The following is a 1,056-nucleotide window of genomic DNA, read 5'->3' as shown; positions in this document are numbered from 1 at the left end:
GGAAATGCCCTCGATAGGCTAGCTGAAGGGAAGCAATAATCGGTCGGTTTTGCTTGAGGAGGGTGGAGATGAAGCTCCGGATCGAAGCGAATACGTCCGCACCCAACGTCGTACGGAAAGTCCCGGAGATTTTTTCTTTAACTTTGACCATGCGAATATCACGTTCCGCTTGATTGTTGTCAAAGGGAACGCGGGTATCGTAAAGAAAGCGAAGAATATCCCGCTTATACAAGCGGAGTCGTTCGCCAAGATTGGCCGCAGTGCTTTTGATTTTCCTTCCCCGGGGTCCCGTCTTCTCTCGGACGACATCGAGGCTCCATTCGGCTTCTCCCTCACGAAGGATGCGATCATAGCGTTGCTCGATTTCTTCAATGGCAGCCCGAGCCAGTGGCTTCCGACTTCGACGTGCGGCACTGGCCTGTTTCCAGGCGGATTGCAGCAACTCTTTCATACGGGAAGACCACTCATGATGATCATGCTCGGCAATTCCCTGGCATTCGCGAAGAAGATGGGCATTACACAGTGCGTGTTGAAAGCGATACTTGTCCTTGAAGTAAATGTGGTAAAAGTCGTGGACCAGAATGCCCGTATACCGGGGTAAGACGTTCATGGCCTCAATCGCCGGAGTGCCTCGGGTGCAATGGACCGCGAGTAAGGTCCAATTTGCACTCGAGACGGTATGAACCCAATGCTTCTTTCCTTGTACCCGAGTGCCGGTTTCATCGGCATGGACGACGGGACTTGCGAGCAACTGCTCCTGGATGATTTGATTGACGGGAACCAAGGCCTGCTTCAGGTTGCGGATCGAGGTCAGCAACGTCCCGTCGCTGGGTCGGTAGCCCGTCAAATCCTCGAACATTTGTCCGATCCGGTCAAGTGGTAACAGGTGGTAACCATGCAAATAGGCGGTCCATGCCGTAACCCCGTCGCCATACTGAGCCGGCGCGTGAATCCCCTCGGGGAACTCGGCTTGCTGAGCGGTTTGACAGAAGGGACAGCACTTTTTCTCCGCGCGATGCTCCGTGACCAGCATGCGCGGTGCAGGCAGATCGAACA

Annotated in this window: 1 protein-coding gene; it reads right to left on the bottom strand. The window is 54.5% G+C overall.

The genetic code is table 11. The features are described 5' to 3' along the window. Positions 1–1,056: IS66 family transposase (gene tnpC / locus ACI5FR_RS33795; protein ID WP_405462761.1), on the bottom strand; the 1,056-nt coding region annotated here is incomplete at both ends.

The organism is Paenibacillus sp. HJGM_3 (assembly GCF_045062745.1).
Classification (GTDB): domain Bacteria; phylum Bacillota; class Bacilli; order Paenibacillales; family NBRC-103111; genus Paenibacillus_AA.
Note: the sequence above shows the minus strand (reverse complement) of the source record. Positions and strands in the feature narration are given on the sequence as shown.